18 protein-coding genes are annotated in these 21,787 nt (G+C 72.2%); 13 read left to right on the top strand and 5 right to left on the bottom strand.

Annotation, left to right across the window (positions count from 1 at the left end):
* The first annotated feature begins 236 nt into the window (after window positions 1-236).
* The 12 genes from DEU37_RS06230 (at window position 237) to DEU37_RS06175 (ending at window position 13,130) form a co-directional block, all read left to right on the top strand.
* Window positions 237-1,889 carry a TIGR04028 family ABC transporter substrate-binding protein gene (locus DEU37_RS06230; RefSeq protein WP_121190028.1) on the top strand — a complete coding sequence of 551 codons (1,653 nt, stop codon included), beginning with the start codon at window positions 237-239 and terminating at the stop codon, window positions 1,887-1,889.
* A 34-nt stretch (window positions 1,890-1,923) separates the two neighbouring features.
* Window positions 1,924-2,973: an ABC transporter permease gene (locus DEU37_RS06225; protein WP_121189733.1), complete on the top strand. Its 1,050-nt coding sequence runs from the start codon at window positions 1,924-1,926 to the stop codon at window positions 2,971-2,973.
* Entirely contained in the window at window positions 2,970-3,866 is an 897-nt protein-coding gene (locus tag DEU37_RS06220; RefSeq protein WP_121189732.1) for an ABC transporter permease, read from the top strand. The genes DEU37_RS06225 and DEU37_RS06220 overlap by 4 nt, the downstream gene beginning before the upstream one ends.
* The gene (locus DEU37_RS06215) at window positions 3,863-5,563 is read left to right on the top strand and encodes an ABC transporter ATP-binding protein (RefSeq protein ID WP_121189731.1); all 1,701 of its coding nucleotides are present in this window, start codon (window positions 3,863-3,865) and stop codon (window positions 5,561-5,563) included. Before DEU37_RS06220 ends, DEU37_RS06215 begins: the two co-directional genes overlap by 4 nt.
* Window positions 5,560-6,633, top strand: coding sequence for a putative FMN-dependent luciferase-like monooxygenase (locus tag DEU37_RS06210; protein ID WP_121189730.1), 1,074 nt, complete (start codon window positions 5,560-5,562; stop codon window positions 6,631-6,633). The genes DEU37_RS06215 and DEU37_RS06210 overlap by 4 nt, the downstream gene beginning before the upstream one ends.
* Window positions 6,630-7,274 carry a CMD domain protein gene (locus DEU37_RS06205; protein WP_121189729.1) on the top strand — a complete coding sequence of 215 codons (645 nt, stop codon included), beginning with the start codon at window positions 6,630-6,632 and terminating at the stop codon, window positions 7,272-7,274. The genes DEU37_RS06210 and DEU37_RS06205 overlap by 4 nt, the downstream gene beginning before the upstream one ends.
* A gap of 1 nt (window position 7,275) precedes the next feature.
* On the top strand, window positions 7,276-7,899 hold the full coding sequence (locus DEU37_RS06200) for an alkylhydroperoxidase domain protein (protein WP_121189728.1): 624 nt from the start codon (window positions 7,276-7,278) through the stop codon (window positions 7,897-7,899).
* Window positions 7,900-7,917: 18 nt separating this feature from the next.
* On the top strand, window positions 7,918-8,565 hold the full coding sequence (locus DEU37_RS06195) for a VOC family protein (protein ID WP_121189727.1): 648 nt from the start codon (window positions 7,918-7,920) through the stop codon (window positions 8,563-8,565).
* Window positions 8,562-9,806: an amidohydrolase gene (locus DEU37_RS06190; protein ID WP_121189726.1), complete on the top strand. Its 1,245-nt coding sequence runs from the start codon at window positions 8,562-8,564 to the stop codon at window positions 9,804-9,806. Before DEU37_RS06195 ends, DEU37_RS06190 begins: the two co-directional genes overlap by 4 nt.
* A 182-nt stretch (window positions 9,807-9,988) precedes the next feature.
* A complete protein-coding gene (locus DEU37_RS06185) occupies window positions 9,989-10,189 on the top strand; it encodes a hypothetical protein (protein WP_121189725.1) in 201 nt (66 codons plus the stop codon).
* Window positions 10,190-10,244: 55 nt separating this feature from the next.
* Window positions 10,245-12,038 (top strand): malto-oligosyltrehalose trehalohydrolase, encoded by a 1,794-nt coding sequence (treZ, locus tag DEU37_RS06180; RefSeq protein ID WP_121189724.1) that lies wholly within the window; start codon window positions 10,245-10,247, stop codon window positions 12,036-12,038.
* A 276-nt stretch (window positions 12,039-12,314) separates the two neighbouring features.
* The gene (locus DEU37_RS06175) at window positions 12,315-13,130 is read left to right on the top strand and encodes a tryptophan-rich sensory protein (RefSeq protein WP_121189723.1); all 816 of its coding nucleotides are present in this window, start codon (window positions 12,315-12,317) and stop codon (window positions 13,128-13,130) included.
* 24 nt (window positions 13,131-13,154) lie between these two features.
* On the opposite strand, the gene DEU37_RS06170 is transcribed toward DEU37_RS06175, so the two are convergent.
* The 3 genes from DEU37_RS06170 to DEU37_RS06160 form a co-directional block, all read right to left on the bottom strand.
* A complete protein-coding gene (locus tag DEU37_RS06170) occupies window positions 13,155-13,880 on the bottom strand; it encodes a glutamine amidotransferase-related protein (protein WP_036288376.1) in 726 nt (241 codons plus the stop codon).
* Between the two features lie 50 nt (window positions 13,881-13,930).
* Window positions 13,931-14,557, bottom strand: a complete 627-nt coding sequence (locus tag DEU37_RS06165; RefSeq protein ID WP_121189722.1) for a LysR substrate-binding domain-containing protein — start codon at window positions 14,555-14,557, stop codon at window positions 13,931-13,933.
* A 196-nt stretch (window positions 14,558-14,753) separates the two neighbouring features.
* Window positions 14,754-15,161: a UDP-3-O-(3-hydroxymyristoyl)glucosamine N-acyltransferase gene (locus DEU37_RS06160; RefSeq protein WP_005050582.1), complete on the bottom strand. Its 408-nt coding sequence runs from the start codon at window positions 15,159-15,161 to the stop codon at window positions 14,754-14,756.
* 89 nt (window positions 15,162-15,250) lie between these two features.
* On the opposite strand from DEU37_RS06160, the gene DEU37_RS06155 reads away from it, so the two are divergent.
* Window positions 15,251-15,913 (top strand): YitT family protein, encoded by a 663-nt coding sequence (locus DEU37_RS06155; RefSeq protein WP_121190026.1) that lies wholly within the window; start codon window positions 15,251-15,253, stop codon window positions 15,911-15,913.
* Window positions 15,914-16,067: 154 nt separating this feature from the next.
* Here DEU37_RS06155 and DEU37_RS06150 read toward each other — a convergent pair whose 3' ends face one another.
* A complete protein-coding gene (locus DEU37_RS06150) occupies window positions 16,068-16,841 on the bottom strand; it encodes a DNA-formamidopyrimidine glycosylase family protein (protein ID WP_121189721.1) in 774 nt (257 codons plus the stop codon).
* A 33-nt stretch (window positions 16,842-16,874) separates the two neighbouring features.
* Window positions 16,875-21,698 (bottom strand): DEAD/DEAH box helicase, encoded by a 4,824-nt coding sequence (locus DEU37_RS06145; RefSeq protein ID WP_121189720.1) that lies wholly within the window; start codon window positions 21,696-21,698, stop codon window positions 16,875-16,877.
* Between the last annotated feature and the right edge of the window lie 89 nt (window positions 21,699-21,787).

The following is a 21,787-nucleotide window of genomic DNA, read 5'->3' as shown; positions in this document are numbered from 1 at the left end:
CGCGGGCGGGGTCGGGGCGTTTCGACTCGCGGCTGCGCCGCTCGCTCAACGACCGGGAGGCGCCGCCCTCCCCCTGGTCGTTGAGCGAGCGCAGCGAGTCGAAACGCGGTGCGTATGACGTTTCGTGACGATCGCTTACGTCACGTGACCGACGGCTGGTCCCGCCGGGTGCAGCCGTGGTGGGGTGGATCATCCCGCTCACCGCAGCGCCGCCCGGCGCACACCAGGAGACCACCATGTCCCGACTCACCCGCACGACCCTCGTCGTGGCATCCACCCTCGCCGCGGTCGCCCTCCTCGCCGGTTGCGCCTCCGGCAGTGCCGCCCCCGCCGCCTCCGCCGGAGGCGAGCCGAAGACCGGCGGCACGCTCACCTACCTGGAGCCGCAGACGTGGACGACGCTGTACCCGCCGTCCGCGGGGTTCTACCCCAACGGCGGCATCGTCAACAACGTGACCGATCGCCTCCTCTACCAGAACCCCGAGACGCTCGAACTCGAGCCGTGGATCGCGACCGACTACAAGGTCAACGACGACGCCACCGAGTACACGTTCGACCTGCGCACCGACGTCACGTACTCCGACGGCACGCCGCTGACCGCCGCGAACGTCGTGAAGAACATCGACCTGTACGGCAAGGGCGACAAGGCGCGGGCGCTTCCGGTGTCGGAGGCGATCAACAACTACGACCACGGCGAGGTGACCGGCGACCACACGGTCGTCTTCCACTTCACGGCGCCGTCGCCCGGCTTCGCGCAGGCCGTGTCGACCATCAACTCGGGTCTGCTGTCGGATGCGACCCTCGACCGCACGAGCGAGCAGTTCGGACCGGGCAACGCCACCAAGATCATCGGCAGCGGCCCGTTCGTCATCTCCGACGAGCAGATCGGCACGCAGACCAGCGTCACGGCGCGCAAGGACTACAACTGGGCGCCCCCGTCGCTGAAGCACCAGGGCGCCGCCTACCTCGCGGGCGTCAACTACGTCGTCGCGGCCGAGAACAGCGTGCGCGTCGGCACGGTCGTCGCAGGCCAAGCCGACATCGCCCGCAACATCCCCGCCCCCGACGAGGCGCAGTTCGCCGCCGGCGGCCTGTCGCTGCACGCCGCCGCAACCAACGGCGTCAACAACGGCCTGAGCTTCCGCTTCCGCGAGCCGCGTCTGGCCGACGTGCGTGTGCGTCAGGCGATCATCGCGGGCATCGACCGTCAGAAGATCGTCGACACCCTCTTCACGAAGAACTACCCGCTGGCCACCGGCGCGCTCGCCAAGACCGCCCTCGGCTACGTCGACACCTCCTCGTACTACACGTACGACCCGGCCAAGGCCGCGTCGCTGCTGGATGCCGCGGGGTGGACCCTCGGATCCGACGGCATCCGTGCCAAGGACGGCGAGAAGCTCACGCTGAGCTTCAACGAGGCGCTGCCGCAGCCGCGCTCGAAGGAGGTCGTGACCCTCATCCAGGAGCAGCTGGGCAAGCTCGGCATCCAGGTGAACCTGTTCGCCGGCGACATGGCCGCGCAGACCAAGGCATCCACCGACCAGAGCGTCATCCAGGTGTACCACTCCATGGTCGGCCGCGCGGACTTCGATGTGCTGAAGTCGCAGTACTTCTCGAAGAACCGCAACACGCTGCTCAACCTGAACCCCGCGGACGGCAGCATCGGTGACCCGCAGCTGGACACGCTCCTGCAGGCGATCGCGTCCGAGCCCACGACGGCCGAGCGTCAGGCGGCATCCGAGGCGGCGCAGACCTACCTCGCCGAGAACGCCTACATCCTGCCGATCTTCGAGGAGCCCCAGGTCTTCGGCCTGACCGCGAAGGTCCAGGGCTTCGCGACCGAGTCGGTCGGACGCCCGACCTTCTACTCGACCTGGCTCGCGGGCTGAGCGACCGGCCCTCGGACCGGTTCACGGAGAATCCATGTCGTACGTCCTTCGTCGTGTGGGCCAGGCGGTGCTCGTCCTCGCTCTGGCCTACACGGCGGCCTATCTGCTGCTGGCGGCCCTCCCCGGTGACGCCGTCATCGCGCGGTACGGCGCGCCGGAGCTCGGTCTCACCCCTGAGCAGATCGAGGCCATCCGCCAGTCGCTCGGCGCCGATCAGCCCCTCATCGTGCAATACGTCCGCTCGATCGCGGGCTTCCTCACGGGCGACTTCGGCTACTCGGTGGCCAGCGGCGCGGCCGTCTCCGACCTCATCGCGACCGCGTTGCCGCCCACCCTGACCCTGGCGGTGCTCGGTTTCGCATTGGCGGTGTTCCTCGCGGTCACGATCGCCTTCACCGCGACGTACGGTGCGGGTCGCGGGCTGCGCCGGGTGTTCCGCGGCATCCCGCCCCTGTTCGTCTCCCTGCCGGTGTTCTGGATCGGCATCATCCTGATCCAGGTGTTCTCGTTCCGGCTCGGGCTCGTGCCCGTCATCGGGGCCAACCTCGTGCAGGCGCTCATCCTGCCGGTGATCACCCTGGCGATCCCGATCGCGGCGCCCCTCTCGCAGGTGCTGATGCGTTCGATCGACGAGGTGCGCGAGCAGCCGTTCGTCGCCGTCGTGCGTGCGCGCGGGGCGAGCACGCCGTGGCTGCTGTGGCGAAACGTCGCCCGCAACGCGCTGCTGCCGACCCTGACGATGGCGGGACTGCTCTTCGGCGAGCTCGTGGGCGGTGCGGTCGTGACCGAGACGGTCTTCGCCCGCGCCGGCATCGGCCAGCTCACGGCGCAGGCGGTCGCCAACCGTGACACCCCGGTGCTGCTCGCCGTCGTCGTGATCTCCACCGTCGCCTTCGTCGTCATCAATCTGATCGTCGACCTGCTCTACCCCGTGCTCGACGCGAGGCTGCGCACCTCCGGGCCCACCCGCGGGTCGGTCGCGGCACCGCGCGAAGATGCCGCCGACCGCGCCGTCGACGAGCTCGTGGATGCCGAGGTCGGCGCCCCCGTCGCGGCCGCCGCCTCCCGAGGAGGGAACCGATGACCGCCCTGGCCACCACCGCCGGACTCGCCGGCGACACCGCACCCGGCGGCCCGGGCCCCGGCGCCCCCGCTCCCGACCGGCGCCTGCGCTGGCGGAGCCTCGTCTCGCGCGTCGGGTTCGTCCTGCCGGCGCTCGTGATCCTCGTCGCCCTGCTGTGGGCGCTCTTCCCGGGCCTGTTCACGGCCCAGAACCCTACCGAGACGGTCGCGCCCGCGCTGCAGGCGCCCAGCGCCGAGCACTGGTTCGGCACCGACGCCACCGGCCGCGATCTCTACGCCCGTGTCGTCTACGGCGCCTCGCAGTCGATCATCGGCGCGCTCGTCGCCGTGCTCGTCGGCCTCGTCGTGGGCACCGCCATCGGCCTCGCGGCCGGAGCGCTCGGCGGCGCCGTCGACGAGGTGCTCATGCGCGTCGTCGACGTGCTGCTCGCGATCCCCGCACTGCTGCTGTCGCTGAGCGTCGTGATCCTGCTCGGGTTCGGCACCACGAGCGCCGCCGTCGCGGTCGGGGTCACCTCGATCGCGGTGTTCGCGCGCCTGGCGCGCTCGCGCGTCGTGAGCGTTCGGGTCACCGACTTCGTCGAGGCGGCCTACGGCTCGGGCGGCACGTTCTTCGGCGTGCTGTGGCGCCACATCCTGCCCAACTCGCTGACTCCGGTGATCGCGCTGGCGGCGCTGCAGTTCGGCTCGGCGATCCTGCAGATCTCGACCCTCGGCTTCCTCGGCTACGGCGCGCCGCCGCCTACGCCCGAGTGGGGCCTGCTGATCGCCGAGGGACGCAACTACGTCGCCACCGCCTGGTGGCTCACGGTGCTGCCCGGCCTGATCGTCGTGTTCGTCGTGCTGGCGACCAACCGCCTCAGCCAGGCCCTTCGAGGAGGGGATGCCGCATGAGCGCGCAGCCGCTGCTGTCCATCCGCGACCTCGCCGTGCAGTACCGCACGCGTCGCGGTGCCGTCGAGGCCGTCCGCGGGGTCTCGTTCGACGTCGAGGCGGGGTCGGTCACGGCTCTGGTGGGCGAGTCCGGTTCGGGCAAGACGACCGTCGCCCAGTCGGTCATCGGCCTGCTCGCCGCCAACGGCCGCGTCTCCGGCGGCAGCATCCGTCTGTCCGAGCGCACCGACGGGCCGACCGAGCTCGTGGGTCTCGGCGAGCGCCGCTGGCGGCATCTGCGCGGCCGCTGCATCGCGCTCATCCCGCAGGACCCGGGCAACTCGCTCAACCCGGTGGCCACCATCGGCTGGAGCGTCGGCGAAGCCCTCCGCATCCACGGGTGGAAGGACCGCGCCAAGATCCAGGCGCGCGTCATCGACCTGCTCGAACGCGTCGGCATCGACGACCCCGAGGCTCGCGCACGTCAGTATCCGCATGAGCTGTCCGGGGGTATGCGCCAGCGTGTGCTGATCGCGGCGGCGCTCGCGCTGCAGCCCGAGCTGATCATCGCCGACGAGCCCACGAGCGCGCTCGATGTGACGGTGCAGCGGACCGTCCTGGACCTTCTCGACGAGCTGCGCGCCGAGACGGGCACCGGCATCCTCTTCATCACGCACGACCTCGCCGTCGCCGCAGACCGCTCCGACGCGCTGGTCGTGATGCAGGGCGGCCGCGTGCAAGAAGCGGGGCCCACGGCTGGGGTTCTGGCGGCGCCGACGTCGGACTACACCCGTACGCTCCTCGCCGACGCCCCCTCGCTCGCCCGCGTCGTCGAGCGCACGGCGCCGGATGCCGCCGCCCTCGCCGACACCCTCGTCGAGGTCTCCGGGCTCACGCAGGAGTTCCGCCGCGCGGGACGCTCGCCGCTGGTCGCCGTCGACGACGTGTCGTTCACGGTCGCCCGCGGCACGACGCACGCCCTCGTCGGGGAGTCGGGCTCGGGCAAGACGACGACAGGGCGCTCGATCGCGGGCTTCAACAGCCCGACGCGCGGCACGATCCGTGTCGGCGGAACCGAGGTCACCGCGCTCGCCGGCGGACGGGCACGCCGCGCGTTCCACCGCACCACCCAGCTCGTCTACCAGAACCCGTACGCGTCGCTCGATCCGCGCCAGAGCATCGCCGACATCCTCGCCGAGCCCCTGCGCAACTTCGGCATCGGGACCCGCGGCGAGCGGGCCGACCGGGTGGCGCATCACCTCGAGCTCGTCGCCCTCGCGCCCGAGATCGCGTCGCGGCATCCGCGGGAGCTCTCCGGCGGGCAGCGCCAGCGCGTGGCCATCGCCCGTGCGCTGATCGTGGAGCCCGAGCTGGTCGTGCTCGACGAGGCCGTCTCGGCTCTCGATGTGACGGTCCAGGCGCAGATCCTGCGTCTGCTCGCCCGGCTGCAGAGCGAGCTCGGACTGACCTACGTGTTCATCTCGCACGATCTCGCCGTCGTCCGCCAGATCGCCGACACCGTCTCGGTGCTCCGCCGCGGCCGTCAGGTGGAGCACGGCGCGGCCGCCGCGGTCTTCGCCGATCCGCAGCACGCCTACACGCGAGAGCTCCTCGCGGCGATCCCGGGGGCGTCGCTGCGCACAGACTCCGCGTCGAGGGCTGCGGCCTTCACCTCCGCCGGCCCCGTCGTCCCCCGCAAGGAAGAGGTATCCGCATGAGCGGTCCCCGTCTCGGCTTCTTCAGCCGTGTGCTCGAAGAGGCCTCCGCCGCCGATCGCTACCGGTTCGCGATCGAGCAGATCGCCCACGCGGAGCGCCACGGTTTCGCCTCGGCATGGCTCGCGCAGCACCACTTCGGCGAGCACGAGGGAGGACTGCCGTCGCCGTTCGTGCTGCTGGCCGCCGCGGCGGAACGCACGAGCCGCATCGCGCTGGCCACCGGCGTCGTCACGCTTCCGCTCGATGACCCCCTGCGCGTCGCCGAGGACGCCACCGTGCTCGATCAGCTCAGCGGCGGACGTGTGCAGCTGGGCCTCGCCACCGGCGGCACGCCCTCCTCGTTCGCGGCGTTCGGACGCGAGTCCGACCGTCGCCGCGAGATCTTCGCCGATCACCTGGACGTGCTCCTCGCCGCGCTCGAGGGTCGCGGCATCCGAGGGACCGACTCGCGCATCTATCCCGCCGCCGGCGACCTGTCGGCGCGCATCTGGCAGGCGACGTTCTCGGTCGACGGGGGCCGCCGCGCGGGAGAGCGCGGCGACGGCCTGCTGCTCTCGCGCACCCAGCCCCGTAGGCCGGAAGCTCCCGGTGCCCCCCTGCACGAGCTGCAGCTGCCGATCATCGAGGCCTACCGCGCCGCCCTGCCCGAGGGGGCGCCGGTCCGCGTGCTCGCGTCGCGAACCGCGCTCGTCGTCGACCCCGAGGACCGCACGCGCGCTCTCGAACTGGCCGGTGACGGCCTCCGCCACCTCGCCCGCACGATGTTCGGCATCGACACCGACGGAGTCGCGCTCGACGAGCTCGTCCGGATCACCGACACCCACGTGGGCACGGTCGACGAGGTCGTCGCATCGCTGTCGGCCGACCGGACGCTGCCGGCCGCCAGCGACGTCTCGTTCCAGGTGCACTCGATCGCGGCGACCCATGAGCTGACCCTCCGCTCCCTCGAGCTGCTGGCCGGCGAGGTCGCCCCCCGCCTCGGCTTCGCCGTCGGAGCGGATGCCGCCGCCGCGCTCCACCACGCCCACCGCCCGCTCGCCCTCGCCGCCTCCTCGGAAGGACTCGCATGAGCACCCCCACCGCCGACATCATCGACCTGCTCGCCGGCATCGCCGCGAACGACCCGCTCGCCGCCGTGCGCGACCAGCGTGCCCAGGCCCGCGAGAACGCGCAGCGCAGCTTCGAGGCGCTGCTCGAGCCGGCCGAGCCCGGCACATTCGCGCTGGCGGAGCGTTACGCCGTCGCCTCGTTCGTCTCGCAGCTGCACGACTTCGCCGAGGCGACGGCGTTCTACGGCGACCTTCTCGGCGACGAGGCGCCCGCGCTGATCGCCGTCGTCGCGGATGCCGCGGCCGCCGCCGCCGCGACCGGTCCGTTCGGCGCGTACCGCGAGCCGAATCTGCAGGACGAGTCGACCGACGGCGTGCGCTGGGCTGCGGATGCCGGGACAGCCGCAGCGCTGGGCCCGCGGCTGTCCGCCGCGTTGGCGCACACGCACCTGCTCGTCTTCCGTCCGCGCGAGGCGCGCGCCGAGGCGCTGCAGGCGCTCGTGGATGCCGGGTGGAGCCCCGACGACATCGTGTCGCTGTCGCAGCTCGTCGCCTTCCTGAGCTTCCAACTGCGGGTCGCCTGGGGGCTGCGCGTGCTGGCCGCGGCATCCGCGCCGCTCGCGACCTCCGCCGCGTCCGCCACCGTCTCCGAAGGAGCCTGACATGACCGACGTCGTCACCACCTACGCCGAGCTGGCTCGACCCGACGCGTTCACGCAGGAAGGCCTCGGCTGGGTGCCGTGGCTTCTTCCCGTGGCCGAGGATGAGCTCACCGACGCCCAGCGCGACGCGCTCATCGAGCCGGCCCGCGCGAAGATGCCGTACTTCCGGCTGCTCGCCCGCGACCCCGAGGCGCTGCGCGCCCGCACCCTCACCGACCTCGACATCTTCTACAACGTGTCGGGCGGCATCGGCCGCGCCGAACGCGAGCTCGCCGCCGCGGCGACCTCGCGCCACAACGGCTGCGTCTTCTGCGCGTCCGTGCATGCGGCATCCGCCACGCGCGAGTCGGGCCGGCAGGCCGACGTGCAGCGCCTTCTCGATGAGGGCGTGGAGGCCGACCTCGGCGACGAGACGTGGAACGCGGTGGTCGCGGCATCCGTCGCCCTCGCCGACACCCCGCTCGCGTTCGGAGAGGACGACATCGCACGGCTGCGTGCGGCCGGTCTCGACGACGCCGAGATCGTCGACGTCATCGGCGGCGCGGCTTTCTTCAACTGGGCGAACCGGCTCATGCTGTCCCTCGGCGAGCCCGAGGTTCCCGCCCGCCGCGCGTCCGCCCGATAACCCGAGAACGAGGACACCATGAGCATCCCCACCCTTCTGGACCACGTCGTCATCGCCGGGCCCGACCTGGCCGCCCTGGTCGACTGGTTCGCCGAGCGTACCGGCGTCGTCGCCGCACCCGGCGGCGCTCACCCGACCGGCACCGCCAACGCGCTCGTCGCCCTCACCGTCGACGGCCGTCGCGGCCCGCAGTACATCGAGCTGATCGGCCCGAACCCCGCGCGTTCCGAGCCGGAACTGCCGGAGACCTTCGGCATCGCCACCCTCGACGCGCCCCGCGTGCAGGCCTACGCCGTGCACCCGGCCGACATCGAGGCCACCGTTGCCACCGCCCGCGCCGGCGGTTACGACCCGGGTGACGTCAGCGACCTCTCGCGGCGCACGCCCGACGGGACCCTTCTGGAATGGCGCCTCACCCGCGGCGAGAACCGTCGCCTCGACGTTCCGTTCCTCATCGACTGGGGCACCACGGCGCAGCCGGGGCTCAGCGACATCCCCACGATCGAGCTCGTCTCGCTCGTGCGCACCGAGCCCGATCCGGCGCCGCTGCAGGCGATCCTCGCCGCGTTCGGCCTGGGCGACGGCGTCGCGGAGGTCGTGGCGGGCGAGGAGTCGGGCTTCCGGCTCACGCTGCGCCGCGCCGACGGCGAGCTCGTCGAGCTGTGAGCGCCGAGGCGGCGTCGTCGCCGGCCGCGGTTGACGCGGAGATCGCGGCCGCCGTCGAGCGCCTGCGTCCCGAGCTCGCGCGGCTCGCGCGCGAGCTGTACGACCAGCCCGAGATCGGTTTCGAGGAGCATGCGTCCGTCGCGCGCATCGCGGCGCTGCTCGCCGCGCACGGTGTGGATGCCGAGGTGGGCGCGTTCGGCCTCGACACCGCCCTGCGGGCGACGGCGGGCACGGATGCCGCGGCATCCGGCCCGCACTTCGCGATCATCGCGGAGTACGACGCCCTGCCGGGCATCGGTCACGCCTGCGGGCACAACGTCATCGCGGCGGTCGCGGTGGGGGCGTTCCTCGCGGCCGCGCCGGTGGTCGCCGACCTCGGTGGACGGCTGTCGCTGATCGGCACCCCCGCGGAGGAGAACGGGGGCGGCAAGGAGCTCATCATCCGCGCCGGCGGTTTCGACGATGTGGATGCCGCCGGCATGGTGCACCCCTCGAGCGGATCGGGCACGAGCTCCGTGCTCGGACAGCGCACGACGGGTGTACGCCGCGTGGCGGTGACGTTCCACGGGCGTGCGGCGCACGCGGCGGGGGCGCCGTGGCTCGGACGCAATGCCCTCGACGCGGTCGTCACCGCCTACCAGAGCGTGGCCCAGCTGCGTCAGCACATCCTGCCGAGCGACCGCCTGCACGGCATCATCACCGACGGAGGTGCCGCGCCGAACATCGTCCCCGAGCGGGCGTCTGCTCTGTTCTACGTGCGATCCGCCGAGGTGGGGCAGCTGCGTGAGCTCACCGATCGCGTCGTCGCCGTTCTCGAGGGGGCGGCGCTCGCCACGGGCACCCGCGCCGAGATCGACGTCGACCCCGTGCCGCCGTACCTGCCGCTGCAGACGAACACCGCGCTCACCGCGCGGTGGACCGAGGCTTTCGCCGCTCGCGGGCACGAGATCCCCGCACCGGCCGCCCCGCCGCAGGGCGGGCCGTCGACCGACATGGGAAACGTCAGCCGGCTCGTCCCGTCGATCCACCCGTCGCTCGGACTCGGCGGACCCGACGATGTGTTCCCGCACAACGCGGCCTTCGCCGAGCTCACCGTGCTCCCCGCGGCCGTCGACGCCCTGGTGGATGCCGCGGCGGCCCTCGCCGCCACGGCGGTCGCCTACGCGGCCGACCCGCAGTTGCGCGCCGCGGCGGCCGCGGAGTTCGCGGCATCCGGCGGTCCCTCGCGCTGGGAGGACTGACGCGCGTCACCGCCCGCGGCGACCGCCCCCACGAACTCCGCAGATCCTGACGAACTCCGCACGCAGACGCGGCATCCGGTGCGGAGCACGTCACATTCTGCGGAGCTCGCGGCAGGATGCGAGCGCGTCGATTCCGTCGCACGGGGGATGCCGCGGCAGGAGGTCTTCGCTAGCGTCGAGTCATGGCCGAGTCGAGCGGGCAGCAGCAGAGCTATCTCGGGGTCGCCATCGCCTTCTTCGCGATCGCCGTCTCGATGGGACTGACGATGCAGAACTGGGCGGTGGCGCTGCCGTTCGGCGTGCTCGCCGTCGTCTTCTTCTTCCTCGGACGCCGCCCGACACCCGACGAAGACGACGAGGGCAACTCCGACGGCACGTCATAGGCCGTTCCGCGTCAAGGGGTGCGGGGCACCCGTCCGTGACGGGCAGGATGGTCGCATGACGATCGAGGTGTGGGCGCCGCGTGCGGCGCGGGTGCGACTGCGTCTGGCCGGTTTCCCGGACGGGGCTGCGGACATCGAGATGACGCCGCGGGATGCCGGCTGGTGGACGACTCTCGCGACGCCCGACCCGGGCGAAGAGTACGGATTCGTGCTCGATGACGGCGACGTGCGCCCCGACCCGCGCTCGCGCCGCCAGCCGCGGGGGGTGCACGATCTGTCGGCGTGGGACGACGCGGCATCCTTCGTATGGAGCGATGCCGCCTGGACCGGACGGCAACTCGCCGGGGGGTTGATCTACGAGCTGCACGTCGGCACGTTCACCCGCGAGGGCACATTGGATGCCGCGATCGGCCGCCTGCCCCACCTGGCCGAGCTGGGTGTCACACACGTCGAGCTGCTGCCGGTCAACGGCTTCAACGGCACCCACAACTGGGGCTACGACGGCGTGCTCTGGTACACCGTGCAGGAGGACTACGGCGGCCCGGAGGCCTACCGACGCTTCGTCGACGCGGCTCACGGAGCGGGACTGGCGGTGGTGCAGGACGTCGTCTACAACCACCTCGGCCCCTCGGGGAACTACCTGCCCGAGTTCGGGCCGTACCTGCGCGACGGACAGAGCACCACGTGGGGATCGAGCATCGACCTCGACCAGCGGGCGGTGCGCGACTACATCATCGACAATGCGCTGATGTGGCTCAGCGAGATGCACGTCGACGGCCTGCGGCTCGACGCCGTACACGCGCTGCACGAGTCCGCATCGAGCCCGGTGCACATCCTGCAGGAGATCGCCGAGCGGGTCGACGCGCTGTCGGCGCACGTCGGCCGTCCGCTGAGCCTCATCGCGGAGAGCGATCTGAACGATCCGATCATGATCCTGCCGCGCGAGGCCGGCGGGTACGGGCTGACCGCGCAGTGGGTGGACGACTGGCACCACGCCGTGCACGTCGGCCTCACCGGGGAGACCGAGGGGTACTACGCCGACTTCGCCGATCCGCAGGCACTGCCCAAGACCTGGACGGGCGGCTTCTACCACGACGGCACGTTCTCGTCCTTCCGGGGTCGCGACTGGGGCGCGCCCCTACCTGCGGCGGTACCGTCGTGGCGCCTCGTCACGTTCGCGCAGGACCACGACCAGATCGGCAACCGCGCGGCCGGTGACCGGCTCAGCCAGTCGCTGACGCCGGCACGCCTGGAGGTCGCGGCGGTGCTGACGATGACGGCGCCCGGCACTCCGATGCTGTTCATGGGGGAGGAGTGGGGGGCCTGCACGCCATGGCAGTTCTTCACCTCGCACCCCGAACCCGAGCTCGCCGCCGCGACCCGCGAGGGACGCAAGGCCGAGTTCGCGCGGATGGGGTGGGACGAGTCGCTCGTGCCCGACCCCAACGACCCGGCGACGTTCGAGCGGTCGAAGCTGGACTGGTCCGAACTCGACGAACCCGCCCACGCGCGCCTGCTGTCGCTGTACCGGGCACTCGCGCGACTGCGGCGGGATCATGCCGAGCTGACCGACCCCGACCAGCGAGGGCACGCGGCCGAGAGCGTCGGCGCCGGGCGATGGGTCCTCCACCGTGACACGGCCTCGGTGTACGTCAATCTCTCGCCCGAGCCGTGGACCGTCGATCTCACGGGTCGTGAGGTGTGGCTCGCGACGACGACGGCGCACGAGCATCTCGTGGATGCCGGGCCCCTCGTGCTCTCGGCCGACTCCGCCGCTGTCGTCGGTGCGCGTGGCGGCGACGGCCTGGTACCGACCCGCGGTCACGCCGTGTACACGCCCGCGGACTGAGCGCCCCCTCGGGTGCGTGGGCGGCGCGCCGGCGAGCTGAATCGGTGTCGCGTTCTGCGGCATCCGCGGGGGTGAGGCCGCTGGTCGCGCCACCTGTTTTCGGGGGGTGCGGAAAGTGTGGCGCGTTCTGCGGTGTTCGCGGGGGTGAGGCCGCGGTGTGCGCCACCGATTCGGTGGGCGCCAGAACACCCGGGCACCCGAGCGCCAGGGCGCGCGCCGGTGGGGCGCGTGTCAAGGGTCTGGTGCGCGGCGGCATCCGTTCATACCGTGGCTTGCATGGATGACTCCCGCCCGACCGGAACTGACCTTGCCCGCCAGATCGTGGTCATCTCCGCCGTGGTCTTCATGATCATCGCGGCGATGGTGGGGACGGGCCTGTTCGGCGGCACCAATGTGCGCGAGCTGCAGGGCGGGGCGCTGGATGCCGATGCCACCGTGCTCGCGCCGGCGACACCGGCCTTCTCGATCTGGTCGCTCGTCTACGTGCTGATGATCGCGTACACGATCTGGCAGGCGCTGCCGCGCCAGCGCGCGCGGGAGCGTCAGCGCCGTGCCGGCTGGTGGATCGCCGTCACCGCCGTGCTGAACGGCGCCTGGCTCTTGACGGCGCAGTTCCTCACGCTGGCGCTGACGGTCCTTGCGATCGTCGTGCTTCTGGCGGCGCTCGGCGCCACCTTGCGTGTGCTCGTCCAGACGCCGGCCGAGACGTGGAGCGATCGCCTGTTCATGGACGCGACCGTCGGCATCCACCTCGGATGGGTGAGCCTGGCCACCGTCGCGAACGTCACGGCGTGGCTGTCCGCCGAGGTCGTCTCGCCGATGGATGCCGACCGTCAGCAGCTCTGGGGGGTCATCGTGCTCGTGGTGGTCGCACTCGTGGGCATCGCGATCGCGTTCGGCACCGGCGGGCGTATCGCTCCCGCTCTCGCGATGTCGTGGGGACTCGTGTGGATCGGTGTCGCGCGCACCAGCGGTGAACCGCACGCGCCCGCCGTCGCCACGGCCGCCTTCGTCGTCGCGGCGGTCATCCTGGTCGCCGCCGTGGTCGCGACGCTGCGGCGTCGGGTGGTGGCCGGGTCGATCGGCGACTGAACGACGCCGCGCGGACCTGCCCGCTCAGAAGGTCTGCGAGAAGGCGCGGAGGATCCGCATCGGCTCGGTGAGAGACGCGGCGAGCACGCGGGCGGCGATGCGGTCGTAGTCGGGGGCCGCGAAGTAGCCGTCGTCGCGGTACACGGCCATGCGTTCCGTGAATGCCCGGCCGGTGGGCTCGGGGTGGAACTGGGTCGCGTAGAGCGTGTCGCCGAGGCGATAGGCCTGCACGGGGCAGGCGTCGTTGGTCGCGAGCAGGACGGCCCCCTCGGGCAGGCGGCCGGTGCCCTCCTTGTGCGCCGTCAGCGCCGCGAAGCTCGACGCGAGTCCTCCGAAGAGTCGATCCTGCTGGGCCTGCGCCGTCAGGGTGACCTTCGTGGGTCCCGTGTCTTCGGGGTACGCGCGGGTCACCTCGCCGCCCAGCGCGCGCGTCGCGACGCCGATGCCGTAGCACGTGAACAGTGCGGCGGTCTCGCCGGATGCCGCGGCGTGCGCCAGCTGGGCGAGATCGCCCTCCAGGCGCCGTTGCGCGTCGGTCTTGGCCGACTCGGGATCGGTCACGTTGAAGGGGCTGCCGCCCACGACCGCACCCCGCCAGCGCCGGGCGGCGTCGGTGGGCCACGGATCGCGCACGAGGTCCCAGCGTTCCAGCTCGTTCTCGTCCAGGCGCATCGCCTGGCGGAACGATTCGTACTCAGCGGCTGCCGCGCCCTGCTGCGGCCGTGCGCACACGTAGACGAGCGGAGACATGTCGAGAGTCTAGGCGGGCATGCTCCGACGGGGCAGGTGTGTGACGCCGCTCACCGCGACGAGTTGGCGGTTCGCCCCCGCACGATGCCGATGAAGGTCTCCACGAACGCACCGGACGCGGCGTCGGATGCCCACGCCGGGGCGGCCGGCCACGCCAGGGCGATGCTCGAGGTGGGCCCGTCGGCGAGCGGGCGATGCGCGGCATCCTTCCGGTGGTGCAGGCGCGCCAGCGACATCGGGACGATCACGACCCCGACACCCGACGCCGCGATCGCGATCGCGTCGGCGACGGATTCCGGCGGGGCGAAGCGGGGCATCTCGCCGCCCGCCACCTCGAGCTCCAGGGGGGGATTATGCGGCGCGATGATCACCTCTCCGACCAGGTCGGCGAGGGTGAGCTCGTCGGCGGCCGTGAGATGGGAATCGGCCGCGCAGACGACGACGGGCACCTCGTCGTAGAGGGGGATCAGGTGCAGGTCGGTGCGGTCTACCGGCAGTCGCACGAGTGCCGCGTCGACGGATGCCGTCGCCAGCGCCTGCTGTTGGTCGGCGACCGTCAGCGGCACGAGCTCGAGGGCCACGTGCGGCATCCGCTCACGCCAGGTGCCGATCCACTTGCCGGGAGTGGCGCCCTCGACCGCGCCGAGGCGGAACGGGCCGCGCGCAACGTTAGTCACCGTTGGCGTCTCCGGCTTCGGGCTCGCGCGCTTGGGCGCCGCACCCGTGCGGGCAGCGCCCTTCTTCGTCCCACTCTTCTGAGGAGCACGGCGAGAGGATGCCGAGGGGCGCGCGGGTTTGCCGCCACGCCCGCCTGCTCCTCCTGCTCCGCGTCCGGCCATGCAGGCCAGCGTATCCCGCCGCCGGCGCCGCGGCTCAGGCGGCGAGGCGAAGGCCCCGACGGTCGGTCGCGACGCGCTCGCCGTCGGCGATCTGCTCGTCGTCGCCGATGAGAGATCCGCCCGCCACGCGTGCGTGCGCGCCGACCACGGTACGAACGCCGATCTTGGCGCGAGGGCCGATCGCCGCGCCCGATCCGATGTGCGCGTGCGGGGCGATCTCGACGTCCGGGCCGATGACGGCATCCGGTTCGATCCATGCGCCGCGGCCGATGTGAGCGCCCGCAGCGATCTGCGCGCCCGGTTCGACATACGCGCCCGCTTCGACCAGGGCCGAGGCGTGCACCTTCGCGCCGTTGGCGATCAGACCGCGGCCGTTGACGTGCTTGCGATAACGCAGCGTCTGCCCGCGCTCGTCTTCGATGTCGATGTAGTTCTTACCCACGAATCCCTCCTGGTATCCGCAACGGTGGTGACCGCCGGATCATTCCCACGGCCGGTCCCGTGACGCCGGGTCGCGTGTGGCTTGCGAAGATGGACGCTGTGACCACACCTGCGGAGGCCGACCCGACGACCGGTCCCACTCTTGTCTTCGAAGCCAAGACCCAAGATCACTCGGTCGCGGAGGACATTCTCGGCATCCTCACAGGAACGTTCCTCGTGTCCGTGGGCCTGCACCTGCTGCATGCGGCGGGCGCTGTCACCGGCGGCACCGCCGGGCTCTCGCTGCTGCTGGGGTACGCCACCGGCTGGCCGTTCTGGGTGCTGTTCGCCGCCGTCAACGTGCCGTTCGCGCTGCTGGCCGTATGGCGGCGCGGGTGGGACTTCACGATCCGCACGATCGTCTGCATCGCGCTGGTCTCCGGGCTCGCCCCGCTGCACGACGCGCTCTTCCCGATCAGCGGTCTCCAGCCGCTGTACGGCACTCTCGCGGGGAACCTGCTCGCCGGTGTCGGGGTGCTCATCCTCTTCCGGCACCGCGGCAGTGTCGGCGGCATCAACATCGTCGGCCTCGAGATCCAGGACCGCACCGGCTTCCGCGCGGGCTGGACGATGATGATCTTCGATGTGCTGATCGTCGCGCTGGCGCTGCTGGTGGTGCCCTGGCCGAACGTGGTGATGAGCGCCGTCGGTGCGATCCTCCTCAACCTCGTCCTCGCCCTCAACCACCGCCCCGGCCGCTACCTCGGCCGCTGAGACGCGGCCCGGCCCAGCGCGGCGGCCCGGCCCGCACCGGATGCGGGGATCGGCAACGGATGCGGATCGAAGGATGCCGCGGCATCCGATTCTGTTGCGACGATCCGCATCTGTTGCGGCGGCTCCGCCGTCGTGGCGGGGCGGGAGGGCGCGGTCAGGTCTGGCAGAGCGGGCACCAGAACACGATGCGCGCGCTGGTCTCGGTGGCGCCGAGCTCGGTGCGGCGGATCGGCGTGCCGCAGCGCAGACACGGCTTGCGCTCGCGGCGGTACACCCAGTTCTGCCGACCGGGACGCGTGTCGCCGGTGAACGTGCGCGACGCGCGGTCGCGGTTCGCGCGGATCATGCGCGAGGCCGTCTCGACGAGACCGGCCGCATCGACGGCGGCGGCGGGCGTGGTCGGAAGGATGCCGCGGACGAACAGCAGCTCGTTGGCGTACTCGTTGCCCAGGCCCGCGAGGTTGCGCTGATCGAGGATCGCGACGTGGACGGCCCGGTCATCGGCGAGGATGCGCCGCGCGGCCTCCTCGGCATCCCAATCCGGGCCGAGCAGGTCGGGGCCGAGGTGGCCGACCAGCTCGTCTTCGTCGACGGTGGGAACGAGGTCGACCATCGCGATCTCGAAGCCCACGGCATCCACCGCCGCGGTGCCGACGATCGCGCGCGCCTGGTACGCCGGGGCGCGCCACCGCTCGCCGCGGCGGAACACTAGCCAGCGCCCCTCCATCTTCAGGTGCGAGTGCAGCGTGAAGGAGCCGATGCGCATGAGGAGGTGTTTCCCGCGCGGGATGACCTCGTGCACGACCTCGCCGGTGAGGTCGGCCGTCGCATACCGCGGCACGCGCAGCTCGAAGCGTGCGACCTCGGCGCCGGCGAGCGCTTCGTGCAGCCGCCGCGCCGTGCGGAAGACGGTGTCACCCTCGGGCACGACCGGCTCCCGGCGGGCACGCGGTGAGGCGGCTCATCGCTGACGCCGCAGGGTGAGGCCGCGGCTGGACTCGACGAACCCTGCGGCCTGCAGGGCGCGCCCCGCCGCGGTGCCGTAGACGAATGCTCCGGACACCTGCTCGACCGTGAGCGTGTCGAGGCGATGGGTGCGCGCCGTCGTGACGAGGCTCGCGGCCGCGGCGGCCAGCACCTCGTCGTCGTCGTCGAACACGAGCGCCGATCGGCCGCCGCGTTCGAGGTAGAACACCAGCTCACCGTCGACGAGCGTGACGAGTCCGCCGGCTTTGCGTCCCGGACGATGCGCGACGCCCTCGAGCGCCGGCCAGGCGAGAGCGGCGCCGTACGGGTTGGCCGGATCGGTTGCCGCGAGTGTCACGGCACGACGCGGGGGCGGGTCGGCCAGAGCGGCGTACTCGCGGAGGCGGTCGACGGTGGCGGATGCCGCGAACTGTGCGGCCCCGAGCTTCTCGATGAAGTAGCCGCGGCGACAGTGCCCGGCATCCTCGAATCCGGCGAGCACACGGTACGCCTGCGCGAACCCGCCCGGGACGCCCTCGGCCTGCACGCTGCCGCGCGTGACGACGCCGTAGCGCTCCAGGAGAAGGCTCGCCGAGGCCGTCGCGCGCAGTGCGCCATCGGCGGACGGCTCGGGCAGCAGCGACCAGCGTCCCCCGGCCATCGGCGCGCGCGGTGCGGCGGGGCGCGCGGCCGTCAGGGTCGTCGGGATGGAGGTGCCGCGGAACATCCGGGCGCGGGGCGCGCGTCGTGTCGTGCGATGGGCTTGCGAGCCCCCGGCGAGGAGCCCGCGGACGGGCGCGAACGTGTCGTTGGTCACCCGTCCGGTCCAGGCGAGGTTCCAGAGCGCGTCGACGACGGCTTGTTCGCTCGTCGCCTGCGTCATCGCCGCCAGCTGACCGGCGAAGAACGCGCCACCGGCGCGGAGCGCGTCGATGATGCGCTGCTCCGCCGCGGAGGGCTCCTCCGGGTCTTCGGGCGGGGCGAGGGTGAGGGTCACGGTGTCGGCCGGGTGGAGGGCGATCCAACCGTCGCGGCCCGGCAGCGAGCCATGGCCCGACCAGACGACGTCGCCGGTCGAGGTGAGCTCGTCGAGCATCGCCGGTGTGTAGTCGCTCACCCGCAGGGGCAGGATCAGCGACTCCCAGGCGCTCGCCGGAAGGGGCACGCCCGCGAGCTGCTCGATGACGGCGAGCACACCGTCGACGCCTTCGAGCGGACGTCCGCCGGCCGCCCCGGCGATGTGCTGCCACGCCGGGAGGAAGCGCGCGTAGGAGGCCGGCGCCACCGGTTCGACGGTGCCGCGGATCGAGGCGAGGGAGCGCAGGCGCAGACGTCGCAGCACCTCGCTGTCGCACCATTCCAGGTCATCGACGCCGGTGCGGGCGCCGCCCTCGTCGCCGGGAACCGATCGCGGGGCCGCCCCCTCAGGCAGGAAGAAGCCGCTCGCCACGCGCCCCTGCGACTCCAGGCGTTGCAGTGTCTGGCGGGCCACGGCGGCGCCGATGCCCAGCCGCCGGGCGACATCGGCCGTGCGGAACGGGCCGTGCGTGCGCGCGTGGCGCGCGATCAGGTCGGCGAGCGGGTCGACGACGGGTTCGAGGAAGGCCAGCGGGATGCCGACGGGCAGCGCGGCTCCCAGAGCGTCGCGGAGCCGGCCGGCGTCCTCGATGGCCGCGACTCGCTCCACGCCGCCGACACTCACGCGGATCGCGCGGCGCGCGGCGACGAGCTGGTCGAGGAAGGCGGATGCCGCGCCGTGTGCGGCCGCGTCGGCCTCGGCATCCGACGGGGGAGGTGCTGTTGCGGTCGCGGTGGCGGTGTGCGGGGCGCCGGCAGACGCATCCTGCGTCGGCGTGGCCGTCTCTGCCAGTCGCGCCGCGACCTCGGCGGCGTCGAGCGGTCCGAGAAGCCGCAGCAGATCGGCGACGCCCTCCAGCCCGCGGACGCGCCGCGACGGGTCGAGCCGCTGGGCCTCGCGTTCGAACTGCGCGATGACGGCGGGGTCGAGCAGCTCGCGCATCTCGACCTTGCCGAGCAACTCGCCCAGCAGGGCGGGGTCGACCGACAGTGCCGCCGCGCGCCGCTCGGCGAGGGGCGAGTCGCCCTCGTACATGAAGGCGCCGACGTAGCCGAACAGCAGGTCGCGGGCGAACGGCGAGGGGGTGCTCGTGGTGGTCTCGACCAGACGGATGCGGCGGTCGCCGATGGAGCGGGCGATGCGCAGCAGCGCAGGGAGGTCGTAGACATCCTGGAGCACTTCGCGGAGCGTCTCGAGGATGATGGGGAACGTGGGGTGGTTCTTCGCCACCTCCAGCAGCTGGGCCGACTTCTGACGCTGCTGCCACAGCGGCGAGCGCTTGTTGGGGTTGAGGCGGGGCAGCAGCAGGGCGCGTGCCGCGCACTCGCGGAAGCGGGAGGCGAACAGGGCCGAGCCGCCGACCTCGTCGGTCACGAGTTGTTCGAGCTCGTCCGGTTCGAAGACGAACAGTTCCGCTCCGGGCGGTTCGCTCTCGGCATCCGGCACCCGCGCGATGATGCCGTCGTCGCTCGCGACGGCCGAGCCTTCGACACCCAGGCGCTCGCGGATGCGCGCGTTGACGGCCAAGGCCCACGGCGCGTGTACGTGCATGCCGTACGGGGAATGCAGGATGATCCGCCAGTCGCCGACCTCGTCGCGCGAGCGTTCGACCGTGAGGGTGCGGTCGGTCGGAAGGCTGCCGGTCGCCTCTTTCTGCTCGTCGAGGTAGGCCAGCAGGTTGCCGATCGCATTGTCGTCGAGCCCCGATTCGCGCAGGCGTGCGGTTGCCTTCTCGGCGTCCGCCGCCGCCACCTCGCGCGAGAACCGGCCGAGGGCCTCGCCCAGCTCGGCGGGGCGGCCGAGCCCGTCGCCGTGCCAGAACGGGAGCTTTCCCGGCTGGCCGAACGCGGGCAGGACGTTGACACGATCGTGGGTGATCTCGACGATGCGCCAGCTCGTGGTGCCCAGGGTGAACACATCGTTCACGCGCGACTCGTAGACCATCTCCTCATCGAGCTCGCCCACGCGGGCGTTGCGCGTCTCGCCGGCGACGAAGACGCCGAACAGGCCACGATCGGGGATCGTGCCGCCGCTCGTGACCGCCACGCGCTGCGCACCGGGGCGCGCCGTGAGCGTGCCGTGATCGCGGTCCCAGACGACGCGGGGGCGCAGCTCGGCGAACTCGTCGGAGGGATACTTGCCCGCGAGCAGGTCGAGCGTGGCCTCGTAGGCCGAGCGGGGCAGCGTGCGAAACGGTGCCGAGCGCCGCACCGTCTCGAACCACCCCTCGACGTCGACCGCTCCCACCGCGCACGCGGCGATCGTCTGCTGCGCGAGGATGTCGAGCGGGTTCTGCGGCACGCTGATCGCCTCGATCTGGCCCGCGAGCATCCTCTCCGTCACGACGGCGGTGTGCAGGACATCGCCGCGATGCTTGGGGAAGAGGGCGGCGCGGCTCACTTCGCCCACCTGATGGCCCGCGCGTCCGACGCGCTGGAGGCCCGAGGCGGCGGACGGCGGCGCCTCGACCTGGATCACCAGATCGACCTCGCCCATGTCGATGCCGAGCTCCAGCGAGCTCGTCGCGACGACGCAGCGCAGGATGCCGCGCTTCAGCTCGTCTTCGACCTGGGCACGCTGCTCCTTCGACACCGAGCCGTGGTGGGCCTTTGCCAGCTCCGGTGGGGCGCCGGCACTCGCTCCTGCCTGGGCCATCGTGGCGGCGGGAACGGTCTGCTCGGGAAGGTCGAGACCGAGCCGTTCGGCGTAGATCTCGTTGAGGCGGCCCGTGAGACGCTCGGCGAGACGTCGCGAGTTGGCGAACACGATCGTCGAGCGGTGTGCGAGCACGCGGTCGACGATGGCCTCCTCCACGTGCGGCCAGACCGATCCGGTGATCTCGGACGGCTGTGACGGAGTGAACCAGTCCCCGTCGCCCTCGGCATCCGTCTCCGCGCTCGTCTCGGGGTCGGCCCGCTCCGGCGGCGGGGGCGGGTTGAGCATGTCGGCCATCGGCACGACGACGCGCAGATCGAACGCCTTCGTCGCACGCGGGGCGACGATCTCGACCGGGGCGGAGCCGCCGAGGAAGCGCGCGACCTCGTCGATCGGGCGCACCGTTGCCGACAACCCGACGCGCTGTGCGGCAGGGCGATCGGGATCGTCGCCGCGGCGCAGGGCGTCGAGCCGTTCCAGGCTCACCGCGAGGTGCGCGCCGCGCTTGGTCGCCGCGACCGCGTGCACTTCGTCGACGATCACCGTGTGCACGTCGCGCAGGGTCTCGGCCGCCTGCGACGTGAGCATCAGGTAGAGCGACTCGGGCGTCGTGATGAGGATGTCGGGCGGGTCGGCGATGAGCTTGCGGCGATCGGCGGCCGGCGTATCGCCGGAGCGCACGCCCACGGTGACCTCGGGAAGGGGGATGCCGAGACGTCGCGCGGCCTGCCCGATCCCCACCAGCGGCGACCGGAGGTTCCGTTCGACGTCGACGCCGAGAGCCTTGAGCGGAGAGATATAGAGGATGTGCGTGCCGGCGGCATCCGTCTTCTTCTTCGCCGCCCTCTTCTTGCGCGCATCGGCATCGTCCGCCGCTGCGGCCGGGGCCTTCTCGCGGAAGACGCGGTCGATCGCCCACAGGAACGCCGACAGGGTCTTGCCCGAGCCGGTGGGGGCGACGACGAGGGCGTGCTTGCCCGCGGAGATCGCCTCCCATGCCCCCGCCTGAGCGCTCGTCGGCTGGGCGAAGGCGCCACGGAACCAGTCCTGGGTCGCAGGACCGAACCGCTCCAGCACATCGGCCATCGATCCATCATCCCGCGGACCGCCGACACCCGGGCGGATGCTCGCGTTCGGCGTACACGGACGCACCCGGGCGCACCCGGACGCCGCGG

Source organism: Microbacterium sp. AG790, from assembly GCF_003634765.1.
Lineage (GTDB): Bacteria > Actinomycetota > Actinomycetes > Actinomycetales > Microbacteriaceae > Microbacterium.
This window is presented reverse-complemented; position numbering and strand designations above follow the sequence as displayed.

Excerpts from the sequence above, each read along its gene's own strand:
- DEU37_RS06225 (WP_121189733.1), top strand. The coding sequence starts at position 1,924 with ATGTCGTACGTCCTTCGTCGTGTGGGCCAGGCGGTGCTCGTCCTCGCT.
- DEU37_RS06185 (WP_121189725.1), top strand. The coding sequence starts at position 9,989 with ATGGCCGAGTCGAGCGGGCAGCAGCAGAGCTATCTCGGGGTCGCCATC.
- DEU37_RS06145 (WP_121189720.1), bottom strand. The coding sequence starts at position 21,698 with ATGGCCGATGTGCTGGAGCGGTTCGGTCCTGCGACCCAGGACTGGTTC.
- DEU37_RS06205 (WP_121189729.1), top strand. The coding sequence starts at position 6,630 with ATGAGCACCCCCACCGCCGACATCATCGACCTGCTCGCCGGCATCGCC.
- treZ (WP_121189724.1), top strand. The coding sequence starts at position 10,245 with ATGACGATCGAGGTGTGGGCGCCGCGTGCGGCGCGGGTGCGACTGCGT.
- DEU37_RS06210 (WP_121189730.1), top strand. The coding sequence starts at position 5,560 with ATGAGCGGTCCCCGTCTCGGCTTCTTCAGCCGTGTGCTCGAAGAGGCC.
- DEU37_RS06155 (WP_121190026.1), top strand. The coding sequence starts at position 15,251 with ATGGACGCTGTGACCACACCTGCGGAGGCCGACCCGACGACCGGTCCC.
- DEU37_RS06220 (WP_121189732.1), top strand. The coding sequence starts at position 2,970 with ATGACCGCCCTGGCCACCACCGCCGGACTCGCCGGCGACACCGCACCC.
- DEU37_RS06230 (WP_121190028.1), top strand. The coding sequence starts at position 237 with ATGTCCCGACTCACCCGCACGACCCTCGTCGTGGCATCCACCCTCGCC.
- DEU37_RS06175 (WP_121189723.1), top strand. The coding sequence starts at position 12,315 with ATGGATGACTCCCGCCCGACCGGAACTGACCTTGCCCGCCAGATCGTG.
- DEU37_RS06215 (WP_121189731.1), top strand. The coding sequence starts at position 3,863 with ATGAGCGCGCAGCCGCTGCTGTCCATCCGCGACCTCGCCGTGCAGTAC.
- DEU37_RS06170 (WP_036288376.1), bottom strand. The coding sequence starts at position 13,880 with ATGTCTCCGCTCGTCTACGTGTGCGCACGGCCGCAGCAGGGCGCGGCA.
- DEU37_RS06195 (WP_121189727.1), top strand. The coding sequence starts at position 7,918 with ATGAGCATCCCCACCCTTCTGGACCACGTCGTCATCGCCGGGCCCGAC.
- DEU37_RS06200 (WP_121189728.1), top strand. The coding sequence starts at position 7,276 with ATGACCGACGTCGTCACCACCTACGCCGAGCTGGCTCGACCCGACGCG.